This is a genomic window from Microbacterium sp. (assembly GCF_047972865.1).
Taxonomy (GTDB): Bacteria; Actinomycetota; Actinomycetes; order Actinomycetales; family Microbacteriaceae; genus Microbacterium.
Genome location: NZ_JBKEAY010000168.1, coordinates 1 through 14,370, shown reverse-complemented (window position 1 = coordinate 14,370; position 14,370 = coordinate 1). Strand labels below are relative to the sequence as shown.

The 14,370-nt window shown below is 72.2% G+C and carries 12 protein-coding genes and 2 pseudogenes; 6 read left to right on the top strand and 8 right to left on the bottom strand.

What is annotated here, in order from left to right:
* The 3 genes and pseudogenes from ACK5KK_RS10445 to ACK5KK_RS10435 all read right to left on the bottom strand — a co-directional run.
* A pseudogene (locus ACK5KK_RS10445) lies at nt 1-263 on the bottom strand (peptide ABC transporter substrate-binding protein); the annotation flags it as partial.
* Nucleotides 264-383: 120 nt separating this feature from the next.
* Entirely contained in the window at nt 384-1,397 is a 1,014-nt protein-coding gene (locus tag ACK5KK_RS10440) for a LacI family DNA-binding transcriptional regulator (RefSeq protein WP_416890021.1), read from the bottom strand.
* 10 nt (nt 1,398-1,407) lie between these two features.
* A complete protein-coding gene (locus ACK5KK_RS10435; protein ID WP_416890020.1) occupies nt 1,408-2,883 on the bottom strand; it encodes a GH1 family beta-glucosidase in 1,476 nt (491 codons plus the stop codon).
* A gap of 131 nt (nt 2,884-3,014) precedes the next feature.
* Here ACK5KK_RS10435 and purS point away from each other — a divergent pair, with 131 nt between their 5' ends.
* Together purS and purQ are read left to right on the top strand one after the other, a co-directional pair.
* Complete coding sequence (gene purS, locus ACK5KK_RS10430) at nt 3,015-3,260, top strand: phosphoribosylformylglycinamidine synthase subunit PurS (protein ID WP_416890019.1); 246 nt, start codon at nt 3,015-3,017, stop codon at nt 3,258-3,260.
* A complete protein-coding gene (gene purQ, locus ACK5KK_RS10425; protein WP_416890018.1) occupies nt 3,257-3,964 on the top strand; it encodes a phosphoribosylformylglycinamidine synthase subunit PurQ in 708 nt (235 codons plus the stop codon). Before purS ends, purQ begins: the two co-directional genes overlap by 4 nt.
* A 16-nt stretch (nt 3,965-3,980) precedes the next feature.
* Here purQ and ACK5KK_RS10420 read toward each other — a convergent pair whose 3' ends face one another.
* Nucleotides 3,981-4,412 (bottom strand): DUF1761 domain-containing protein, encoded by a 432-nt coding sequence (locus tag ACK5KK_RS10420; protein ID WP_416890022.1) that lies wholly within the window; start codon nt 4,410-4,412, stop codon nt 3,981-3,983.
* 212 nt (nt 4,413-4,624) lie between these two features.
* Between ACK5KK_RS10420 and ACK5KK_RS10415 the strand changes: the two genes are divergently transcribed.
* Nucleotides 4,625-5,545, top strand: coding sequence for a 2-hydroxyacid dehydrogenase (locus tag ACK5KK_RS10415; protein WP_416890017.1), 921 nt, complete (start codon nt 4,625-4,627; stop codon nt 5,543-5,545).
* 9 nt (nt 5,546-5,554) lie between these two features.
* Here the strand turns inward: ACK5KK_RS10415 and ACK5KK_RS10410 are convergent, their stop codons facing one another.
* Entirely contained in the window at nt 5,555-6,115 is a 561-nt protein-coding gene (locus tag ACK5KK_RS10410; protein ID WP_416890016.1) for a nucleotidyltransferase family protein, read from the bottom strand.
* Nucleotides 6,112-7,209 (bottom strand): XdhC family protein, encoded by a 1,098-nt coding sequence (locus ACK5KK_RS10405; RefSeq protein ID WP_416890015.1) that lies wholly within the window; start codon nt 7,207-7,209, stop codon nt 6,112-6,114. The genes ACK5KK_RS10410 and ACK5KK_RS10405 overlap by 4 nt, the downstream gene beginning before the upstream one ends.
* Nucleotides 7,210-7,341: 132 nt before the next feature.
* On the opposite strand from ACK5KK_RS10405, the gene ACK5KK_RS10400 reads away from it, so the two are divergent.
* Entirely contained in the window at nt 7,342-8,172 is an 831-nt protein-coding gene (locus tag ACK5KK_RS10400; RefSeq protein WP_416890014.1) for an FAD binding domain-containing protein, read from the top strand.
* Nucleotides 8,169-10,988 carry a molybdopterin-dependent oxidoreductase gene (locus ACK5KK_RS10395; protein ID WP_416890013.1) on the top strand — a complete coding sequence of 940 codons (2,820 nt, stop codon included), beginning with the start codon at nt 8,169-8,171 and terminating at the stop codon, nt 10,986-10,988. Before ACK5KK_RS10400 ends, ACK5KK_RS10395 begins: the two co-directional genes overlap by 4 nt.
* Before the next feature lie 3 nt (nt 10,989-10,991).
* On the opposite strand, the gene ACK5KK_RS10390 is transcribed toward ACK5KK_RS10395, so the two are convergent.
* Nucleotides 10,992-12,362 (bottom strand): amidohydrolase family protein, encoded by a 1,371-nt coding sequence (locus tag ACK5KK_RS10390; protein ID WP_416890012.1) that lies wholly within the window; start codon nt 12,360-12,362, stop codon nt 10,992-10,994.
* Nucleotides 12,363-12,706: 344 nt separating this feature from the next.
* The gene (locus ACK5KK_RS10385; RefSeq protein ID WP_416890011.1) at nt 12,707-13,474 is read right to left on the bottom strand and encodes an SDR family NAD(P)-dependent oxidoreductase; all 768 of its coding nucleotides are present in this window, start codon (nt 13,472-13,474) and stop codon (nt 12,707-12,709) included.
* A 571-nt stretch (nt 13,475-14,045) separates the two neighbouring features.
* Between ACK5KK_RS10385 and ACK5KK_RS10380 the strand changes: the two are divergent.
* Nucleotides 14,046-14,370 (top strand): annotated as a pseudogene (locus ACK5KK_RS10380) (integrase); the annotation flags it as partial.

Here is a 14,370-nt window from a genome sequence, read left to right as displayed (position 1 = left end):
CTGTTGTAGTCGGTGTTCACGAGATACGGGAACACCTGCGTCTGCACCGCGAGCGACCCGTTGTCGTACGAACCGGCCGGGTCGAGCGTGGTGACCTTGTCGGTCGTTCCCACGATGATCGGCTCGTCCGAGCCGCCACTGCCACCACCGCCGTCCCCGTTGCCCCCACCGGACGTGCATCCGGTCAGGACCAGCGCGAAAGCGCCGAGCGTGGCGAGGGCGACGCCGATGCGACCCCCCGCGGTGTTGTGCCGTCCAGACATGCTGACCACCCCTGCTGTCGTCGGAGGCCGCGGCAAGACGACGGCCTCCGCTCATCTTGCCTCCCGCACGCCCGCTCGGGGATCGCCGGTGAACGATTCGTAACCGTAATGCAACCGGACTCAGCTGGTCTCGCGCACGACGAGCTCGGTGTCGAGGATCGTCGCCGTCGGTGGCTGCTCTCCGGCCAGGACCGCGAGCATCACCTCCGCCATCTGGTGACCCAGCGTCGTCGTCGGCTGGCGCACCGTGGTCAGCAGCGGCGACAGGTCGGTGGCTGCCGGCGAATCGTCGAACCCGACCACGGCGACCTCGGCGGGCACGGCCACCCCGGCGCGGGCGAGCGTGCTCACCGCACCGCGGGCCATGAGGTCGCTCGCCACGAAGACGGCGTCCACCGGCTCCTCCGTGTCGAGGATGTGCTGCATCGCCTCGGCGCCCTGCAGCAATGCGAATCCGCCGTCGGCGATCGGACCGGCATCCAGGCCCGCGGCCGCCAGGGCGGACCGATATCCGGCGAGCCGATCGGCGGCGACGGCCATCGTCAGCGGCCCGGTGACGGTGGCGATGTGCCGGCGTCCGCGCGCGATCAGGTGCTCGGTGGCGATGCGGGCCCCCGCGACGTTGTCGACATCGACGTAGTGTGTGTCTGTGCCGGTCGCCGACGGCCGCCCGCCGAAGACGACCGGGACGGCGCTGACGATCCGTGAGATGAACCGGTCACTGGTGTCGTGCGAGATGATGAACGCCCCGTCGACGGCACCGCTGGTGATGTACGCGGCGGTCTTCTCGGGAGGGTCGTCGCTGGCGATGATCAGGTTCAGCACGTAGTCGGTGCTGTCCAATCGCGAGGTGAGACCCGACATCACCTCGGAGAAGAACGGGTCGCCGAACACGCGGTGCGTGTTCTCGGGGACGACCAGCGCGATGGCCATCGTGGCACGACTGGCCAGCGACCGTGCCGCCCGGTTGGGCACGTAGTGCAGCTCGGCGATCGCGCGTTTCACGGCGTCGCGTGCAACGGTACTCACCGACGGCGACCCGTTGATGACGCGGGACACCGTCGATCGGGACACCCCGGCCGCCGCCGCGACCTCCTCGTTCGTCGGATGGTGGACGCTGGCATCGTTGCTCATACGCACCCCTCTACCCGTGCGCCGACTCCACCCCAACGGAAACGTCGACCGCACGTTCTGCGATGATTCGAGCGTACTCGCGGCCGGAGTCCTTGACGATACGCTCTTGGGTGTCGAAATCGACCCGAACGATCCCGAACCGCTTGCGGTACCCCCAGGCCCACTCGAAGTTGTCCAGCAGCGACCAGACGAAGTAGCCGCGCACATCCACACCGGCCGCGATCGCGTCGGCCACCGCCGCCACGTGGGCCCGCAGGAACGCGGTCCGCGCGACGTCGTGCACCCGCGACGCGCCGCCCGCGACGCTGACCGAGTCGTCATATGCGGCCCCGTTCTCGGTGACGTACAGTGCCACGCCGGCCGCTCCGGTGTACTCGGTGTGCACCCGCCGCAGCAGCCGGGTGAGCTCGGCCGGCTGCACGTCCCAGTGCATGCTGGTGCGCGGCAGACCGCGATCGTGCCAGTGGATGCCGTCGTTCGACGGGAACGGCGACCGGATCGCGCGTGCGGTGGGCGCATCGGTGGATGGCGGTGTCCGCGCCGGCGGGCGCCCCGACACGTAGTCGCCGCGGTAGTAGTTCACCCCGAGCGTGTCGACCGGAGTCGAGATCACGGCCAGGTCGTCCGCCCGCACGGCCTCGTCGAACGCGGCCACGGCGGCGGGGTCGACGGCGCGGATGTCGTTGACGACGTCGACCGGGTAGCACCCGCGCAGCACCGGGTCGAGGAACCAGCGGTTGAACTGTCCGTCGATCCGGCGGGCCGCGTCGCGGTCGGCGGGGTCGTCGCCGTCGACGGGGTCGGCGACGGTGAGGTTGAGGGTGAGGCCCAGTGTCAGCGCGGCGTCGCGCTCCCGCAGGGCCCGCACGGTCTGCCCGTGTCCGAGCAGCAGGTGGTGCGCGGCGAGCATCCCGTCGGTGACGCTCCGCCGCCCGGGCGCGTGGATGCCGGCGGTGTAGCTGAGAAACGACGAGCACCACGGCTCGTTGAGCGTGGTCCAGACACCGACGCGATCCCCCAGGGCGTCGTGCACGTCGAGGGCGTACTCGGTGAACCGGTCGCTGGTGTCGCGGGAGGTCCAGCCGCCACGATCCTCCAACGCCTGCGGGAGGTCCCAGTGGTACAGCGTGAGCCAGGGTTCGATGCCGGCGTCGCGCAGTTCGTCGACGAGACGACGGTAGAAGTCGAGCCCCCGCTGGTTGACCGGGCCGCCGTCGGGCCGCACGCGCGCCCACGACACCGAGAAGCGGTACGACTGCAGCCCCAGCCGCGCCATGAGCGCCACGTCGTCGCGATAGCGGTGGTAGTGGTCGCAGGCGACGTCGCCGGTGTCGCCGCCGACGACGGCATCCGGAACCCTGCTGAACGCGTCCCAGATCGAGGCGGTGCGCCCGTCGTCGAAGGCGGCGCCCTCGATCTGATACGCGGCGGCGGCCGCCCCGAACAGGAAGTGCGCCGGGAGCGGGCGCGATCCGGTCTGTGTCACGGGGGATCCTCTCGCGTGGGGGTCGTACAACACGACCCCAGCGCACTCTAGCCGCGTTTGCGGTGCCGTTCGCCGCGGTCGGCGCGCCTAGACTGTCAGCGACCCCTCTCCCGACTTTTCCGGAGCCGAACATGCCCACCATCGTCGTCGACGTCATGCCCAAGGCCGAGCTGCTCGACCCGCAGGGGAAGGCGGTCGCCGGGGCGCTGGCGCGGCTCGGCCACGAGGGCATCGGGGGCGTCCGCATCGGCAAGCGGTTCGAGCTGACCGTCGAGACCGCCGACGCGGCGACCCTCGCCGCCGTCGAGACCGTCGCCGCCGAGATTCTCTCCAACGCCGTGATCGAGGATGTCGTGGGCATCGAGGTCGTGGAGTGACCGCGCGTATCGGGGTCATCACTTTTCCCGGATCGCTCGACGACGGCGACGCGCAGCGCGCCATCCGCCTCGCCGGAGCCGAACCGGTCGCGCTGTGGCACGGCTCGCACGACCTCGCCGGCGTCGACGCGCTCGTGCTCCCCGGCGGTTTCAGCTACGGCGACTACCTGCGGGCGGGCGCCATCGCCGCCGTCGCGCCGATCATGGCCGACGTGAAGGATGCCGCCGCGAAAGGCATGCCGATCCTCGGCATCTGCAACGGCTTCCAGATGCTCCTCGAGGCGCACCTGCTGCCGGGCGGGCTCATCCGCAACGCCCATCAGCAGTTCATCCGCCGCGATCAGCGGTTGCGCGTCGAGAACGCGGGCACGGCGTGGACCTCCGGGTTCGAGGCGGGGCAGGAGATCACGATCCCACTGAAGAACGCCGACGGCGGCTACATCTGCTCCGCCGAGACGCTGCGGCGGGTCGAGGGCGAGGGTCTGGTGGCGTTCCGCTACCGGGGGGTCAACCCGAACGGGTCGCTCGATGACATCGCCGGTCTCACCAACGAGCGCGGCAACGTGGTGGGCCTGATGCCGCATCCCGAGCACGCCGTGGAACCCGGGTTCGGGCCCGACACCCGCGCCGCGATGCGCTCCGGGGTGGACGGGCTGACCTTCTTCACCTCCGCGATCGCGGCGCTGACGGCATCCGCGGCCTGAGCCGGCGCGGGTCCCCTCAGACCGTGCCGGCCGGCGGCCACACCCCGATGATCACGGCCATGACCAGGATCGTCACGAGTTCGTGGGCGATGTTGAGCACGGTGAGGTTGGTGGGCCGGCCCTCGAACGCGTCGTGAGTGATGAACCGGGCCGCCGTGAACCCCGCCCACAGGATGACACCGGTCAGCAGCGCCGCGACGAGGTAACCGCCGCCGTAGAAGTGCCACGCGATCGTGGTCGCCCCGGCGAGCACCCACGCGGTGACGAAGCTCACCAGCACCGTCACGACGATCGCGACGGTCGCCGTCGAGGCGGGGCGGTTCATGTCGACGCCCGCCAGGCGCGCCCACCGCGTGCCGAACACCTTCGGGGTGTACCAGATCGACCCGACGAGCATGCTCGAGAGCATCGCCAGCACCACGGCCCAGTAGTTGATCTCGGGAACCACCATCGCCTCCGTTCGCGCTGCCGGACGGCGTGCGCTGCCGCCAGAGTACCGCGGCCGGAGGGCGCCGGGCGGTGGGGGGCGCCGGGCGGGCCCGCCCCGCTGGCGCTGCAGAGCGTTGAGCCGCTCACCTTCGGCTCGATCGCCGTCGTCGAGGCGGCGCACGCTGTGAGCAAGCCCCTCCCGTCGCGGTCCGCACCGGTAGCGTGGGCGGGATGACCCGACTGATCGTCTCTGTGCCGTCGAACGGACTCGCCGCCGACCTGCGCCCGCTCCCGGACGGGGTGGAGCTGGTGACGTGGGACCTCCTCTCCCCGCCGCCGACACCGCGCATCGACCTCGTGGTACTGCCGTACATGGCGCCGGGCATCGATCTGTCACCGGTGGGGGCGGTGCAGCCGAGGCTCGTGCAGAGCCAGTCGATCGGGTACGAAGGAGTCACCGCGACGCTGCCGACGGGAATCGTGTTCGCCAACGCCGCCACCGTCCACGAGGCCTCGACGGCCGAGCTCGCGGTGGGCCTCGCTCTCGCCGCGCAGCGCGGGATTCCCGGGTTCGTGCAGGCTCAGGAGCGTCGACAGTGGGAACCTGATTACCGGCAGAGCCTGGCCGACCGGCGGGTGCTTCTGCTCGGCTACGGCGGGGTGGGCAAGGCCGTCGCGGCCCGGTTGGCCCCGTTCGAGGTCACCGTGACCCCGGTCGCGTCGCGGGCGCGCGACGAGGACGGCATCCGCGTGCACGGGGTCGACGAGCTGCCGGACCTGCTGCCGCACGCCGACATCGTGATCCTCACCCTCCCGGGCGGTGACGCCACCCGACACGTCATCGACGATGCGGCGCTGGCGCTGCTTCCCGACGGGGCGCTCGTCGTCAACGTCGGCCGCGGCCCGCTCATCGACACCGACGCCCTTCTCGCCCACGCCGAACGGGGCCGCATCCGGGCGGCGCTCGATGTGACCGACCCCGAGCCGCTGCCGGCCGATCACCCGCTGTGGGCGCTCGACGGGGTCCTGATCGTGCCGCACGTGGGCGGGGCGTCGACGGCGATGGAACCGCGGATCAGCGCGCTCGTGCGCCGCCAGATCGACCGGATGCTCGCCGACACCGACCCCGAGAACGTCGTCGTGCGCACCTGAGGGCCCCGGTCACGCCGGCGCGGTGTCGACGTCTGCCCCGTGCCACAGGTCGCCGCACTCCACGGCGGTGGCCGCGTGGGTCTGCAGGAACGACCCGGCACCGCGGTCCCCGCGGAGCGAGGCGGCCACCGCTGTCCACCAGTGGCGCCCGATGAGCACGGGGTGCCCCGGCACGCCGCCGTACACGGCACGGGCCAGTGCCCGGTACGACGCCCGCTCGGCGAGCCGCGCGCATGCCGCCGCCGGCATATCGGGCGTGTCGACGGTGACCAGGAGCGCCGCGTCGATGTCGGGCTCGGCCGCACCCAACCCGGCGCGCACCGAGGCCGCCAGACCCTCCCGCCACCCGGTGACCGCCACGATGCGTGCGGTGGGCGGTACCAGGTGCGTGGCACGCTCACGGTCGGCGCCGAGGGCGACCAGCACGTCGGCACACCCCGCTTCGGTCAGCGTCGTGACCGCGCGGGCCACCCACGCCGTCCCGTTCTGGTCCCGCGCGAGCGCTTTCGGACCGCCGAACCTCGATCCCGCCCCGGCGGCCAGCACGATGCCGCACACCGCCGCGGTCATGTGACACCCACCGTCGACGGCTGCGGGGTGTGCAGCGGGCCGGATGCCTGCGACAGCGGCACGCCCGACGCGCCGTGCCGCACCGCGACGATCTCGGCCAGGATCGACAGCGCCGTCTCCTCCGGGCTGCGTCCCCCCAGGTGCAGTCCGATCGGCGAGCGCAACCGGCGCAGCGCCGTCTCGCCGAGGCCCGCGTCGCGAAGACGCATCATCCGGTCGTCGTGCGTCGTGCGCGATCCCATCGCGCCGACGTAGCCGGCCGGTGAGGCCAGCGCGACCCGTAACGCCGGTACGTCGAACCGGGGGTCGTGGCTGAGCACGCACACCGCGGTGCGGGCGTCGATGGGAGTCGCTGCGAGGTACCGTTCGGGGGCGGCGTGGACGACGGTGGCCTCCGGGATGCGCTCCGGCGTCGCGAAGGCGGAGCGCGCGTCGACGACGGTCACCGCCAGTCCCATCGCCGCGCCGAGGCGGGCCAGCGCCGCCGCGAACGTCACCGCCCCCACGACGATCAGCCGGGGCGGGGCGCCGACCGGCACCGCGAGCACCCGCGTGACCGGGTCGGCGTCGACACGACAGCCGGCGCGGTCGTAGCCGAGCACGGTCGGCGCGGTGAGCCCGGCGGCATCCGCCGCTCCCGGAACGGCGGGCGCGGCACCGTCGGCGACCACCGCGCCCGCCCCGGTTCCCGGTGCGCCGTCGAGCACGAGCAGCGCCGTCGCCGGCAGGCCCATCCGCTCGCGTTCGGCCAGCAGCACGAGGTCGCTCGCGGCCGGCGACCCCGGGCGCACGGCGCGCACCAGCACATCGATGCGCCCGCCGCAGGTGAGGCCGATGTCGAAGACGGGGTCATCGGGGATGCCGAACGACAGCACGTGCGCGTGACCGCCCGCGAGCACCTCGGCGCCCGCCTCGGCGACCTCGGTCTCGACGCAGCCGCCCGACACGGTGCCGAACACGCGCCCGGCCGCATCGACGATCAGGCTCGCACCCAGCTCCCGCGGCGCACTTCCGGCCGTGCCGCACACCGTGGCCATCGCGAACGGGGTCCCCTCGCGGGCCCAGTTCTCGGCGATCGGCAACACCTCGCGCATCGCACACCTCCCGTCCCCCCACGGTACGAACCGCGTGTTGCCGGAGCGTTGCGACCGCGGGACGGGACGGAAACATCCCCGAAACCGGTCTCTGTTTCACTCGACACACCCGCAGCACAGGCAGGACCCGACATGGACATCACCACGGTGCGCCACTGGCGCACGGCACGGTCGCGCGCCGACCTGACCCTCGCGGCGGGCGAGACCTTCCTCGCCGGCGGGTCGTGGCTGATGAGTGAACCGCAGCCGGAGGTCACCGGGTTCGTCGACCTGACCTCGCTCGGCTGGGACGATCTCGACGCCTCCGCCGAGGGCCTGCGGATTGGCGCGACCTGCACGATCGCGCGTCTGGTCGCCGGCGCACAACGGCTGCGCGACACCCACCCGCACTGGACCGCGCTGCCGATGGTGGCCGATGCCGCGAACGCACTGCTCGCCTCGTTCAAGATCTGGAACACCGCCACCGTGGGCGGCAACATCTGCCGCGCGTTCTCGGCCGGGGCGATGGTCTCCCTCGCCGCCGCCCTGGACGGCGTCGCCGAGGTGTGGACGCCCGCCGGCGCTGACCGGCGGGTGCCGGTGGCCGACCTCGTCACCGGCAACGGCTCGACCGTCCTCGCCCGCGGCGAGGCGCTGCGGGCCGTCTTCCTGCCGGCGGCGGCGCTGCGCTCGCAGGCCCGGCTGCGCAAGATCGCCCTCGCCGAGCACGGCCGTTCCGGCGCGGTCGTCACCGGCCGGATCGACCCCGACGGCGGCGCCGTGTTCACCGTGACCGCCGCGACCGAGGTGCCCGCCGTGTTCCGGTTCGCTGCGCTGCCGGATGCCGAGGAGCTGAGCGCCGCCGTGGCCTCCGCTCCGCACTTTTTCACCGACCCGCTCGGGGCCGCCGACTGGCGCCGCGGAGTGTCGATCGTGCTGGCCGAGCGGATCCGCCGCGACTTGATCACGGCGGCGCGCCGGTGAGGTTCCACGTCAACGGCGCCGCGCAGGACGCCGAGCCGCGCCCCGGGCAGTGCCTGCGCACGCTGCTGCGCGAGACCGGGCACACCGAGGTGAAGAAGGGGTGCGATGCCGGCGACTGCGGCGCGTGCGGAGTGCTGCTGGACGGGGCGCCGGTGCACTCGTGCATCGTTCCGGCCGCGCGCGCCGACGACGCCGAGATCACGACGGCGGCGGGATTGGCGGCGGGCGACGACCTGCATCCGGCGCAGGAGGCGCTCGCGACCGGCTTCGGCTTCCAGTGCGGCTTCTGCACGCCCGGCATGAGCGTCACCGCCGCGTCGCTGTGTGCCGACGACCTCGACGACCTCGGCCGCCGGCTGAAGGGCAACCTGTGCCGCTGCACCGGGTACCGGCCCATCCGGGAGGCGGTGCGGGCGTCGGTGACCGGGGTGGTGCGGCGCACCGGCTCGGGGGCTGTCGAGACGAGGGCGGCCGATGCCGGGGCGGTCGAGACGGGGCCGGTCGAGTCAGGGTCGGCCGATGCGGGGTCGATCGAGACGGGGACCGCCGAGTCAAGGCCGGCCGAGACGGGGCCCGCCGTGGGCCGGTCGGTCGTGCCGGAGGCGGCGCGGCGGATCGTGCAGGGGCGCGAGCCGTTCACCTTCGACCTCGACGCCGACCACCCGGCGGTCTCGGCGCTCGCGCTGCGGGTCGTGGCCAGCCCGCACGCGCACGCCCGCATCCGCTCGATCGACACCCGCGCCGCGCTCGCCGTGCCCGGTGTCGTCGCCGTGCTCACCCACCACGACGCCCCCCAGATCCGCTTCTCGACGGCGCGGCACGAGCACCGCGAAGACGACCCTGACGACACCCGTGTGCTCGACGACGTGGTGCGCCACGTCGGGCAGCGGGTCGCGGCCGTCGCCGCCGAGACGGCGGAGGCGGCCGACGCCGCCCGGCGCCTGGTGGCGGTGGACTACGACGTGCTGCCGGCGGTGTTCGACCCCGACCGCGCCCGTGAGCCGGGTGCTCCGCTGCTGCACCCCGACCGCACCCGGGCCGACCGGGTCGACGAGGCCGAGCGCAACGTCGTCGTGACCGTCGGCGAGGGCGACGGTGACGCGACCGACGCGGCCCTGGCCGCCAGCGCCGTCACGGTGACCGGCACGTGGCACAGCTCGCGTGTGTCGCACGCGCAGTTGGAGACGCACGGCGCCGTGGGGTGGCTCGACGACGACGGCCGGCTGGTGATCCGGTCGTCGACGCAGGTGCCGTTCCTGACCCGCGACGAGGTGGCCCGGGTGTTCGACCTCGGCCCCGACCGGGTGCGGGTGCACGCGGCGCGGGTGGGCGGCGGGTTCGGCGGCAAACAGGAGACGTTCACCGAGGACCTCGTGGCGCTCGCGGTGCTGCGCACCGGCCGCCCGGTGTCGTACGAGTTCGCGCGCACCGACCAGTTTCAGCGGGCGTCGGTGCGGCATCCGATGCGGGTGGAGGTGACCCTCGGCGCCGACGGTGACGGCCTGCTCACCGCGATGCGGCTGGCGGCGGTGAGCGACACCGGGGCGTACGGCAACCACTCCCGCGGGGTGCTGTTTCACGCGCTGTCGGAGTCGCTGGCGGTGTACCGGTGCCCGGTGCGGCGGATCGACGCGGAGTCCGTGTACACCAACAACGTGCCCTCGGGCGCGTTCCGCGGGTACGGTCTGGGGCAGGTGGTGCTCGCGGTCGAGTCGGCGATGGATCTGCTGTCCGAACGCCTCGGCATCGACCCGTTCGAGCTGCGCCGACGCAACGTGGTCTCGCCGCAGGATGCCCTCTCGCACGACGACCTGGTGTGGGGCAGTTGCGGCGTGGACCAGTGCCTCGACCTCGCCGAGGAGGCGATGGGCCGCGGGCACGCGCCCGCCCCCGAGGGGTGGCTGGTCGGCGACGGGATGGCGCTGGCGATGATCGCGACGATGGCCCCGTTCGGGCACGTCGCGCACACCTCGGCGACGCTGCGCGGCGACGGCACCGTGCTGCTGCGGTGCGGCACCGCCGAGTTCGGCAACGGCACCACGACCGTGCTGCGGCAGATCGCCGCGACCGACCTGGCCGTGCCGCTGCACCGGCTCGAGCTGTGGCACGGCGACACCGACGCCGTCGCGCACGACACCGGCGCGTTCGCGTCGGCCGGCATCACCGTGGCCGGAAAGGCGCTGCACGCCGCGTGCCTGGCTCTGGCGGGGCGGATGCGGGAGGCGGCGGCATCCGTCACCGGCACCGACCCCGCCGCCGCGGTGCTCACCGCGGCGGGGGTGCGCACCCCGGCGGGTGTCGTCGATCATGCGCGTGTGGCGGCGGCATCCGGTGGCGAGCTGACGGCGACGGGGGCGGAGTTCGGGGGGCAGCGGTCGCTCGCGTTCAACGTGCACGCGGTGCGGGTGGCGGTCGATCCGCAGACCGGCGCAATGCGCATTCTGCGGTCGGTGCAGGCCGCCGATGCCGGTGTCGTGTTGAACCCGGCGCAGTGCCGCGGGCAGATCGAGGGCGGGGTGGCGCAGGGCATCGGCAGCGCGCTGTACGAGGAGGTGCTGGTCGGTGACGACGGGCGGGTGATCAACCCCGTGTTCCGCACGTACCGGGTGCCGCAGAGCGGCGACATCCCCGACACCGAGGTGCTGTTCGCCGACACCGACGACAGCCTGGGGCCGTTCGGGGCGAAGTCGATGAGCGAGTCGCCGTACAACCCGGTGGCGCCCGCGATCGGCAACGCGATCGCCCGCGCGCTGGGCACCCGCCCGTACACCCAGCCGTTCACCCGCGAGCGGGTGTGGCGTCTCGCGCAGGGCTGAGCGTCAGTGCGGGTGGCCGCGCAGCGGGGCGACGGCGGCCGGCACCTCGTGCACCTTGGCGGTCGCTTCGGCGGCGAGCGGGTTGGTCGAGACCCCGGAGCGGTTGACGAGCGCACCGCCGACGTAGACCTCGGTGAGGTTTCGGGGCGTCATCGACAGCACGTAGCTGCGCACCGGGTGCCACAGCGGACCGATGTCGGGGGTGCGCGGGTCGACGACGACGAAGTCGGCGAACTTGCCGACTTCGAGGCTGCCGACCCGGTCGGCGACGCCCATGATCTCGGCGCCGCCGAGGGTGTGCAGTCGCAGCATCCGTTCGGGCATCATCGACAGCGGGTCCTGGGTGCGGGCGCGCTGCGCGTACATGCCGATGCGCATGTTCTGCCACGGGTCGGAGACATCGGTGCAGGCCTGATCGTCGAGGCCCATGCCGACGTTCATGCCGGCGGCGATCATCTCGGGGACGTGGGCGATGCCGGACGCGAGCCGACCGTTGGATGCCGGTTGCCATGACATCGCGGCGCCGCCGGCCGCGGCGGCGGCGATGATCTCGGGGGTGGTCTGGATGAAGTGCCCGAACACGAGCCCGAGTTCGAGGGCGCCGGCGTCGCGGTAGAGCGCGAACTTCGACTGCTGGTGTTCGACGGCTTCGGGCGATTCGAGGAAGTGAGCTTGGTTCGTGACGCCGAAGCGGCGCATCGCGGCGACCTCGATCTCGGCGGCTTCGGGCCGCGGCGACCATTGCACCTGCCCCATGATGGAGCTGCCGAGCGCGAAGGCGGGGTCCATCGCGCGGGTGTGGTCGACCTGGGTCGCGAACCGGTCGAAGACGTCGTCGTCGGTGCCGACGGTGGCGTCCATGCCGATCGCGTCGACGAAGCGGATGCCGGCGTCGCGGCATCCGTCGGCCTGTCGGAAGTGATATTCCAGTTCGCGCATGGCGGCGGTTCCGGTGCGTTTGCCGTCGATCATCGGTTCCCACGCCTGGAGCGGGTCGGTGAAGTTGTAGGCGGTGGTGACGCCGTTGGCGAGGAAGTCGAGGCTGCCGTGCAGGCTGGCCCAGTAGAGGTCGTCGGGTGCCATGTGGGCGGTGGTGCCGAGCATGGCGTCACACCAGCCGTAGAGGGTGTCGGCGACGCCGAGGCCGCGCAGGCCGCTGGTGAACAGGTGGGAGTGGCTGGAGACGAAGCCGGGTGCGACGAACCGGCCGGTGGCGTCGAGGGCGTGGTCGGCGGTGACGGTGGGGGTGCCGGTGCCGAGTGCGGCGATGCGGCCGTCGTCGTCGACGAGCATCCACCCGTCGGGGAGGTAGCCGGGGTCGTCGGTTCCGGCCGGGACGGTGATGAGGTGGGCGTGGGTGACCAGCAGGGACATGCCCCCGACGGTAGGGCGCCCATGTTTCCGGTCTGTCACGCCCCGGAAACACGTGCTATCTACCGTCGGGGGATGAGCGCCGCCGGCCCGCTCGGCGGGGTCTCCGGGCGCGGAGATGTCGGCGCTGCAGCCCTGACCCCGACGGCCGGGCGGTCGTCGCGCCGTGCGCCGAGTGCTCACGCGGCGAACCGGCCGCAGGTTGCCGGCGCGGGCCGGGGCGTGCAGGGCGGAATCGATCCGGACGGGCGGGGAAACCTCCCGCCTCTCACGACCGTCAGGCGCAACGCCGAGGCTGAATTCTGAACACCGGCCGTCGCGACCTCCGCACCAGAACCGGCGCGCCGTCACGCCTTCTTCGCGCGCCCCTCGCCGAGGCCGCCGGTGACCGCGCCGAGGTCGTTTTCGGCCTGGAACATCGGGTATTCCTGCCCGTGGAACCACACCTTACCGCTGGGCCCGCCGGCATCCAGCGTCGCCAGCATCTTGAACGTGTCGTACTCTTGGTCGGGCGCGCCGAGCTTGGAAGGGTCGCCGATGCTGCCGTCTTCGGTCATCGCGGTGCGCGAGATGCCGGGGAACAGGGCATTGACGAGGATGCCCTTGTCGGCGTTCTCGGCGGCGCCGATGCGGGTCAGCGACCACATCGCCGCTTTCGCGCTGGCGTAGGCCGACACCCCGGTGGTCGCTGTCTCGGCGACCCGCGAGATGACATTGAGGATGTGGCCCGAGCCCTGTTCGCGCATGTACCCGAGCGCGGCTTTCATGCCGTAGAGGCATCCGTTGACGTGGATGCGGTGCAGCAGGTCGAACCGCTCCACGTCGGTGTCGACGATGGTCTGCTCCATCGCGATGCCAGCGTCGTTGATGTAGACGTCGATCTTGCCGGTCTTGGCGACGGCGAAGTCGACCGCGGCTTTGACCTCGTCCCACGAGGTGACGTCGGCGTGGGTGGTGAGGATGCCGTCGACGCCGTCGAGCTCGGCGAGCCCCTTGTCGTTGACGTCGGTCGCGACGACGGTCGCGCCGTCGGCCGCGAAACGCCGTGCGATGGCCTGGCCGATGCCGCTTCCGGCGCCCGTGATGACGACGGTCTTGCCCTCGATGCTGCCCATGGTGGATCCTCCCGAACGGTTCCCGTAATGCGCCTGTCGCATGGTGACGGATCGCCATGCCGCCGCCCTCTGCCGCGCACGTTATCGCGGATCGGCACCGGCGGGCAACAGGTCGACGTGCCTCAGCTTCTTTGAGCGCGTGGGGTGGCTCGGTGCCTCAGCTTCTTTGAGCGCGAAGGTTGCCGAGTGGAAGGCAAGATTCCGATGGCCGCGAGAAGGCATGTCACGAACAAACTCCGTACCGCGTACGCGAGGGCGTCCAAGGCCGACCGGGGGCGGATCCTCGATGAGGTGATGGCAACGACCGGGATGGGCCGCTCGAGCGCGCGGCGGATGCTGACCGGACCGGTGCTGCCAGACCCTGCCGAGCAGGTCGATCGGCGCCGGCTGCGACCCAAGTCGTATAGCGATGAGTCCCGGCTGTTGCTGGAGCATGTGTGGGTGCTGATGGGCTGCCCGTGCGGGAAGTACTTCACCGTGATGCTCCCGATCCTGGCTGCCACTGCTGGCCGATGCCGGAGACCTCGACCACCCGTCCGCGACACCCGGGACGATCGTCGAGTTGGAGGCGATGAGCCCGGCCACGATCGACCGGTACCTGGCACCGGCACGCCGGGGGATGCAGTTGCGGGGCATCGCGACCACGAAGCCGTCGCCGTTGCTGCGCAACTCGATCGGATTGAGCAAGGCCGGCGATGCCCCGCCCACGGTGCCGGGGGTTGTCGAGGCGGACACCGTCGCGCACTGCGGGCCGACGTTCGCCGGTGAGTTCGCGCGGTCGTTGACGATGACGGATCTGGTCACCGGGTGGACCGAGAACGCCTCGATCCGCAACAACGCGTCCAAATGGATCGTGCAGGCCGTCGCCGATCTGGAAGGCATGTTCCCGTTCCCGC

What these genes read in the sequence shown, in the direction of transcription:
- ACK5KK_RS10405 (WP_416890015.1), bottom strand. Translation starts at nt 7,209, where the DNA reads ATGCGCGAGGTGTTGCCGATCGCCGAGAACTGGGCCCGCGAGGGGACC.
- purS (WP_416890019.1), top strand. Translation starts at nt 3,015, where the DNA reads ATGCCCACCATCGTCGTCGACGTCATGCCCAAGGCCGAGCTGCTCGAC.
- ACK5KK_RS10410 (WP_416890016.1), bottom strand. Translation starts at nt 6,115, where the DNA reads ATGACCGCGGCGGTGTGCGGCATCGTGCTGGCCGCCGGGGCGGGATCG.
- ACK5KK_RS10415 (WP_416890017.1), top strand. Translation starts at nt 4,625, where the DNA reads ATGACCCGACTGATCGTCTCTGTGCCGTCGAACGGACTCGCCGCCGAC.
- ACK5KK_RS10440 (WP_416890021.1), bottom strand. Translation starts at nt 1,397, where the DNA reads ATGAGCAACGATGCCAGCGTCCACCATCCGACGAACGAGGAGGTCGCG.
- ACK5KK_RS10390 (WP_416890012.1), bottom strand. Translation starts at nt 12,362, where the DNA reads ATGTCCCTGCTGGTCACCCACGCCCACCTCATCACCGTCCCGGCCGGA.
- ACK5KK_RS10400 (WP_416890014.1), top strand. Translation starts at nt 7,342, where the DNA reads ATGGACATCACCACGGTGCGCCACTGGCGCACGGCACGGTCGCGCGCC.
- ACK5KK_RS10385 (WP_416890011.1), bottom strand. Translation starts at nt 13,474, where the DNA reads ATGGGCAGCATCGAGGGCAAGACCGTCGTCATCACGGGCGCCGGAAGC.